Genomic DNA, 7,638 nt, shown 5'->3' with positions numbered 1-7,638 from the left:
GGAGATGGGGAGATGGGGGAGATTTTTATTAAGGGTAATTATCCTGACATGATATTACCCAGATGAAAGGAAAAATCAAGGTATTAGCCAATAGTAAACCGGTAACTTCAGATTTACAGATGCTGACATCTCTAGATTCAGGCCAAATCAAACAGCAACACCTCTGCTTGCTCTTGACCCACTAACATCACAGATTCCGCTTGAGAAATAGCAGCACCATCACCAGCTTGTAGCAAGTAATTATCTAACTTGACCTGACCTCTTGCTACTTGTACCCAAATATGACGATCTTGATTAGCCTGGTACATTACTGATGCACCAGCATCCAGGTTCGTGCCATAGACATTAACATCTTGATGAATGCTCACAGAACCATCTCGTCCGTCCTGTGAAGCAACTAGTTTTAATTGATTCTGCTTTTCGTCTGGTGCAAAAAATTTCTGCTCGTAGCTTGGTGTTAATCCAGTTTGATTCGGTAAAATCCAGATTTGCAGAAAATGGGCGATGTCAGTGCCTGAATAATTATACTCGCTGTGGGCAATACCTTTTCCTGCACTCATCCGTTGCACTTCACCAGGACGAATAACTGTGGTATTGCCAAGGGTATCTTTGTGCTCAAGGGCTCCTTCTAGGACATAGGAAATAATTTCCATATCTCTATGGGAGTGAATTCCAAAGCCAGCTCCACCTTGAATCCGGTCTTGATTAATTACCCGCAGTTTGCCAAATCCCATATGAGCGGGATCGTAATAGTTAGCAAAGGAAAAGGTGTGGTAAGAATCGAGCCAACCGTAATTAGCATGTCCTCTTTCAGAGGATTTACGAATTTTGATTATTTTTTGATTGTTTGTGGTTACAGTCATTTGGTTTTACTCCAAATGTTTGATTAGTTATTGGTAAATTAGTATTCATTTAAATTTCATGGTTATGACAGTTAGGGAGTAGGGAGTAGGGAGTAGGGAGTAGGGAGTAGGGAGTAGGGGTAACAAAATTGAATATACTTGATAAGTATGGAAAACGCTATAATTGGTAATTATTGATTGGTGATTACAGGATTTTTCATAACTATGAGGTAAAGAGATTATCGCTGTTCCCTGCCCTCTATTTCCTGCTCCCTGCTCCCTGCTCCCTGTTCCCTGCTCCCTACTCCCTACCAAATTGAAAACCGCTATACTAGACTTGGAATGATTCTCCAAAGCTCTCCCCATAGTAAACTTGTTCGATATCAAACCGTCCACCATAGAGTTTAAAGGGTTCACCGGCGTATCCCATGGGGAGTAAACAACACACATCTACTTCCGCAGGAATGTTAAATGCTTCTTTAACTTGAGCAGACACAAATCCTTCCATTGGACAGGTATCAACTCCAAAGCTTTTTGCCACAATCATTAAATGAGCAACGGCTAACATAGTGTGACGATTTGTCCAGGTTTCGGGGGATTGAAAGGAGACATGATACTCAAACATTTGAGGAATTGAGCTACGCATAAAATCTGCATAAGCATCATTGACTCCACCAACATTTTTACCAAGTTGAATCACCGATTCAATGTAATCGGTTTGAGTAACTCGGCGATCGCCACAACAAATTAATACAACTGGAGCTTCTGTTACTTGACGCTGATCAAAGGCACAGGCTCTTAACTTTTCTTTATTAGCTTGCTCTTGTAGGACTATAAAGCGCCACGGTTGTAAATTAAAACCGGAGGGCGATCGCACTCCTAAGCGAAAAATTTCTGTTAAGATTTCTTTGGGAATTGGATCAGGACGAAATGAACGGGCAGCACGACGCTGTTCTATTGCTTCTTTTAATCCGATTGAGGGGTAAAATTCTGTGGTCATAAGTTATTTGAAGGTTTACGGTTTATAGGTTGAAGGTTTACAGGTTGAACGTTTACGGTTGACAGGTTGACAGGTTGAAGGTTGACAGGTTGAAAGTTTACGGTTGACAGGTTGACAGGTTGACAGGTTGAAGGTTGACAGGTTGAAAGTTTACGGTTGACGCCTAATATTAGGCAAAGAGTAATCTTAGTAAAGAGGCAATTTGACTAGATGTCAATGCCAAGCAAAACTTGGATAGATAGTGTTGAATAAATTAGCAATTTTGTCGCCGTTTAAAACTCTAGTTTTTCGATAAATAAATTTGAGTTTGATCAACCCCCTATTCCCGATTTCATATTTCCCTTACTAATTCTATAATTTGGTAACGCAGTTCATCATATAAATTACTTGATGTTTTTACTCCATAGATGCTTAGATAACGGTTTATATTATAATGATATCCCCAGGATTGTGTCCTTATTACCTCTTCTTTTTTCACTGTTTACTGTTCCCTGTTACCTGTTACCTAAAACCAGGTACTCTGTCCCTCACAAAATTTAAAATCTCTATATTACGATCTTAGGTAGTAATTTGAATTTTGTCTAATATAATTTTTGGAGTGACTTGATACCTCTAAAGGTATGACTGATGCTATCTAACATTGAACTTAATCATCTTAAGACATTTCTAGTGGTGGCGGAAGAGATGAATTTTGGGCGAGCTGCAGAGCGGCTTCATATTGCTCAACCGCCTTTGAGTCGTCAAATTAAACGCCTTGAGGAAAGCTTGGGGGTACAACTTTTTCATCGTACCAAGCCCCAGATTCAACTAACTGAAGCTGGTAGGGCGTTGGTGTTAGAGGCGCGAAGGATCCTGAAGCAGGTGGATTTGGGTGTTCAAGTTACTCAGCGAGCTAGTCGTGGGGAAATTGGCCAGATTATCTTGGGGTTTGAGGGGTTTTCTTCAGCTGATATTGTCCCGCTATCGATTCAAACTTATAAGCAGCAATACCCTGATGTACACATTGTGGCTAAGGAAATGTCAACTGGGGAACAACTTCAGGCATTGTTGGAGCAACGGATTGATTTGGGTTTTATTGTGCCTCGCAAGGTGGATGAATCACTGATGCTGGAGACGATTCTACGAGAACCGTTGGTGTTAGCAGTATCTGAAACTCATCCCCTAGCTAGTCAAGATCAGGTACAACTACAGCAACTCCAGGATGAACCGTTTATTCTGGGATTAAATACTGATCAATGTGGTTTATATTCGGCGGTGATTCGTGTCTGTCACCAGGCTGGCTTTACTCCTGAGGTGAGTCAGGTAACCAATGAAACCCAACTGATGTTGGGATTTGTGGCAGCAGGTATGGGAATTGCTCTATTGCCCAATTCGATCAGACGTCTTCGTCGAGATGGGGTAGTCTATCGCTCAGTAGAACCTTCTACTGCAGAGATTGTGGAGCGCGATCGCATGGCGTATTACTAATCCTTGTCCTACTCTTGAGCAATTTTTACAAGTTGTTCGAGATACAGCCAATATAATTGATGTGTGAATAATACTTTCTTTGTCAAGAAGCATTCAGCCGTCAGCTGTCAGTTATCAGCTTAAAATAAACTTCGTTTGGTAGAATTTAATAGTTCGAGATTAATGATAATAGAAAGTCTGGGGATTTGACCATCTAACGATATGCTGATAGCTGATTGCTGATAGCTGATTGCTGATTGCTGATTGCTGATTGCTGATTGCTGATTGCTTACACCTTTAGCTATTAGACCTCTTGCAAAAGTGTTTTTCTAATAGTGTTTGCGTCAATTCTTGTCCACTGTTCCCTGTTCCCTGTTCCCTGTTCCCTGTTCCCGACTTCTGCAAGAAGTCTATTGTATTTAACTATTATATTTCACCGAGCAACCGTAAGGCTGAGTGACTGTTGTTTCTACAGGTTTATTAGTAATAACACTATCTAAAGCAGCTCGGACATAGTTGGTAGCAGTTTCTACATCCGCTGGATTAGCTGAGGGTTTATTATCAATTGCTCCCATGTATTTTAAGACTCCATCAGTATCAATAACATACATATGGGGTGTGGTGCGAGCCTGATATAGACGACCAATGGTGCCTTCGGAGTCTATAATCACTGCTGTGGGACTAGCGCTACTGCTTTTAATCAATTCATTGGCTTTTTGAGGGGTGACATGACCTTGCTTTCCTGGAGCTGAGGAGATTATGGATAACCACACTACTCCTTTGCTGGTGGCTTCTTTCTGAAGTTTCTGCATGTTACCGCTGTTGTAATGTTTGCGGACAAAGGGACATTGGTGATTAGTCCATTCCAATACTACTACTTTGCCTTTGAAATCACTGAGCTTGTGGGTGGTATTGTTGCTGTCAACTCCAGTGAATTCTGGTGCTTTTTCATCAATACTTAATGGTGATGATGCTGCAATTGCGGTGGATGCTGGACTTGTAGTTTTGGAATCTTTGGTGAGGGGATTAGTCTGGCATCCAGTGATAATTAAGGCTAGGGCTACTAATCCAGTGGTGGTAATTTTATGACCGTTTAATTTGAGAAAATTGTTCATTTTTTTTGATGGCTGATTGTTGATTGTTTATTATTACTTGTTACTTGTTATTTCCCATCTCCTTAAATTCTACCTAAATTTTATAATTGTGATAATTTTTGTTCCTTGTTTCCGACTCCCGACTCCCAAATCCGCTGGGGTGCATCTGTTTTTTGCTGTTTGACCCGATGGTGCGTTACGGGGCTGGCTGTCTTAACACTGGCTTCGAGGCAGAAAATCAAGGCGAGCCCGCCCCTAACGCACCCTACTGGACTCCCGACTCCCTTTGCTATAGGTTTTTGATGGCACGTTGAACTTGATCTGGGGAGAGAATCTGAGGTAGTATAATGGGCGGTGTAAATTCTGAGTCTGCTGGATACAATACATAAAGGGGTACGCCACTGCGTCCGAAGGATTCTAGAGCTTTGGTGATGGCTGGGTCACGATTAGTCCAGTCGGCTTTGAGTAGGGCAATTTTTTTAGACTCAAAGGCGGCTATGGTTTCTGGCTGGTTGAGGGCGACACGCTCATTAACTAGACAGGTAATGCACCAGGATGCTGAGAAATTCAGGAATACTGGGCTTCCTGATTGCCTTAGTTTAACTAGTCTTTGAGCGGTATAGGCTTGCCATTTGATTCTCTGATTTTGATTATAGGTCAGTGCAGTAGGAGTGGTGGTGGAGACTTGGGCTAAGCTCAGGGAAAATCCTAGGGCGACTAAGGCGCAGATTGAGCCCAAATGCTTTCCTAGAGGGGGGAGTAGGCGGGTTTTTTGGTGCAGCCAAGTGGCAAAGGCAATTAGGATTAGTCCTGTTAGGGCGGCTGCTAAACCATTGGTTCCAGTTTGCTGGGCTAATACCCAGATTAACCAGGCGGTGGCGGCGTACATGGGGAATGCCAGAAGCTGTTGGAAGGTTTCCATCCATGCTCCTGGTTTGGGTAAAATACGCTGCAATCCTGGGGTGAAGCTAATGGCTAGGTAGGGCAGGGCTAGCCCAAGACCGAGCATTTCAAAGATTGCGATCGCTATTGGTACCGATTGGGTCAGGGCTACTCCCAGGGCGGTTGCCATGAATGGTGCGGTGCAGGGAGTGGCGACTACGGTGGCAAAGACTCCTGTGAAAAATTCCCCGATGTATCCTGAGCGAGTGGTTAATCGTTGCCCAATTCCCATGATGGAAGCACCGAAGATAAAGACTCCCGATAGACTTAAGCCAACCGCAAACATTAGATATGCCATTAAGGTAACGAAAACGGGGGATTGTAGCTGGAATCCCCAACCGATTTGTTGCCCTAGCGTCCGCAAAATTAATAGCACACTGGCCACTACGGTAAAACTGACCAGAATGCCTGCAGTGAATGCGATCGCATGGCGTCTCACTTGCTTGGGACTTTTCTGGGATTTTTGGACTATGTTGAGTGCTTTGAGGGATAGCACTGGGAAGACACAGGGCATCAGGTTGAGGATTATGCCTCCGAGTAATGCTAGCAGCAGCACTTGCCATCGTGGTTGGGTTGGGGTTGGGGCGGTTTTGCCTATTTCATTGCTTACTGCGGCTTCAATGGTGAAGGCTTGGACTACGGATTGGTTGTCTAGGGATTCTCGAATCACTAGCACTCCAGTGATGGGGTCGAGTTTTCTGAGATAGCCTCGCTGCAATTGCAAGGTGATTCCATCTTGATTAAGTTCTGCGTTTTGGGGCGCTGGGTTGCTAATGATACCGTCTTGATGTGGGAAAAAGGTCACCTCTTGGATTTGAGCCTCTTCCATTTCCGGAGCTTCAACTTGCAGGGTTAAGTCTTTTGGTTCGATAGTGACTGTGACTTGCCATGGGGAGGGTTTGGGTAGAGCTTGACGGGCTTGCTCAAATACCTGTGCCCACCTTTGGTTGACTAAGGGAGGTCTAGAGGTAATTGGTAAGGTGAGGTTGAGGGTGCCTTCTTCGGGAATGCAGTTTACTTCACAGACCAGCCAATCAGCTTTTACTCGGAGTTGGAGAGCATCGGGAGTAGCTAGGTTGGCTGCGGGTGTGATTTGGCTGAGTAGGGTAACCTCTTCTTCATAGCCAAAGTTCATTAATGGCTCAAGGGGTAGCCGCTGGGGATAGGGCCACACGATGTCTCCCACTTCAAAGCCGGGGGGTAGGGTCCAGTTAAGGGTAGCTCCAAGACCGGAGTCACCAGGGTTTCGCCAATAGGTGTGCCAGCCGGGACGGATGTTGAAGTGTAGTCCTACCCAGAAGGGGGTTCCAGGTTGAATGTTGATGACTTCGCTGATTAATTGCACCTCGACGTTCTCGGTTTGGACTGGGTTAGCCGAGGCAGGAGCAATGGGTAGTAAGGTAGTGGAGAGGGTTAGGGCTAGGGCTATGATCCAGGTGAGGAGTTGGTGCAACATGATGACTCTAGTGATACATGTTTAACCTACACAATTTTTCTAAGAGGTTGTCTGAGAAGTCTCATTTGCTACATCCAAGCCCCCGTGGGTCCCCCAATTCTGGGGGNCCAGCCAATCAGCTTTTACTCGGAGTTGGAGAGCATCGGGAGTAGCTAGGTTGGCTGCGGGTGTGATTTGGCTGAGTAGGGTAACCTCTTCTTCATAGCCAAAGTTCATTAATGGCTCAAGGGGTAGCCGCTGGGGATAGGGCCACACGATGTCTCCCACTTCAAAGCCGGGGGGTAGGGTCCAGTTAAGGGTAGCTCCAAGACCGGAGTCACCAGGGTTTCGCCAATAGGTGTGCCAGCCGGGACGGATGTTGAAGTGTAGTCCTACCCAGAAGGGGGTTCCAGGTTGAATGTTGATGACTTCGCTGATTAATTGCACCTCGACGTTCTCGGTTTGGACTGGGTTAGCCGAGGCAGGAGCAATGGGTAGTAAGGTAGTGGAGAGGGTTAGGGCTAGGGCTATGATCCAGGTGAGGAGTTGGTGCAACATGATGACTCTAGTGATACATGTTTAACCTACACAATTTTTCTAAGAGGTTGTCTGAGAAGTCTCATTTGCTACATCCAAGCCCCCGTGGGTCCCCCAATTTTGGGGGACTGAAGCCAATTGACTCTTGTTCCCCCCAAAGTTGGGGGGCTAGGGGGGCAAAATTCAGTATAAAAAAACTTTTCAGATATCCTCTAAGGAATCATCTCAGGTACAGTTAGGTCAGTTACCCATTACCCATTATCGATTAAGCAACTAATCTTTTGGTAATGAACTACCCCGTCCTGGTCGTTCGCCTTTGGCGTGGCCGTAGGCCAGGACGGG

The 7,638-nt window shown here is 44.9% G+C and carries 7 protein-coding genes; 1 reads left to right on the top strand and 6 read right to left on the bottom strand.

From position 1 onward, the window contains the following. Positions 1–137: 137 nt before the first annotated feature. The 3 genes from BJP37_RS23310 to BJP37_RS23305 all read right to left on the bottom strand — a co-directional run bounded on the left by BJP37_RS23310 (position 138) and on the right by BJP37_RS23305 (position 1,842). The gene (locus tag BJP37_RS23310; RefSeq protein ID WP_075906390.1) at positions 138–836 is read right to left on the bottom strand and encodes a pirin family protein; all 699 of its coding nucleotides are present in this window, start codon (positions 834–836) and stop codon (positions 138–140) included. Positions 837–908: 72 nt separating this feature from the next. Beyond that, positions 909–1,208 (bottom strand): hypothetical protein, encoded by a 300-nt coding sequence (locus BJP37_RS37245; protein ID WP_143727758.1) that lies wholly within the window; start codon positions 1,206–1,208, stop codon positions 909–911. Continuing rightward, positions 1,174–1,842, bottom strand: a complete 669-nt coding sequence (locus BJP37_RS23305) for a nitroreductase family protein (protein ID WP_075902351.1) — start codon at positions 1,840–1,842, stop codon at positions 1,174–1,176. Before BJP37_RS23305 ends, BJP37_RS37245 begins: the two co-directional genes overlap by 35 nt. Before the next feature lie 627 nt (positions 1,843–2,469). Between BJP37_RS23305 and BJP37_RS23300 the strand changes: the two genes are divergently transcribed. After that, on the top strand, positions 2,470–3,309 hold the full coding sequence (locus BJP37_RS23300) for a LysR substrate-binding domain-containing protein (RefSeq protein ID WP_081431295.1): 840 nt from the start codon (positions 2,470–2,472) through the stop codon (positions 3,307–3,309). 398 nt (positions 3,310–3,707) lie between these two features. Here BJP37_RS23300 and BJP37_RS23295 read toward each other — a convergent pair whose 3' ends face one another. From BJP37_RS23295 to BJP37_RS23285, 3 genes are all read right to left on the bottom strand, one after another. Next, positions 3,708–4,403, bottom strand: a complete 696-nt coding sequence (locus BJP37_RS23295; protein ID WP_075902349.1) for a redoxin domain-containing protein — start codon at positions 4,401–4,403, stop codon at positions 3,708–3,710. A gap of 268 nt (positions 4,404–4,671) precedes the next feature. Then, positions 4,672–6,780, bottom strand: coding sequence for a protein-disulfide reductase DsbD family protein (locus tag BJP37_RS23290; protein ID WP_075902347.1), 2,109 nt, complete (start codon positions 6,778–6,780; stop codon positions 4,672–4,674). Positions 6,781–6,819: 39 nt separating this feature from the next. Beyond that, complete coding sequence (locus tag BJP37_RS23285) at positions 6,820–7,317, bottom strand: protein-disulfide reductase DsbD domain-containing protein (protein ID WP_075902345.1); 498 nt, start codon at positions 7,315–7,317, stop codon at positions 6,820–6,822. Positions 7,318–7,638: the final 321 nt, after the last annotated feature.

Source organism: Moorena bouillonii PNG (assembly GCF_001942495.1).
Taxonomy (GTDB): Bacteria; Cyanobacteriota; Cyanobacteriia; order Cyanobacteriales; family Coleofasciculaceae; genus Moorena; species Moorena bouillonii.
The sequence above is the reverse complement of the archived record's forward strand: the minus strand, read 5'-3'. Positions and strand labels throughout refer to the sequence as shown.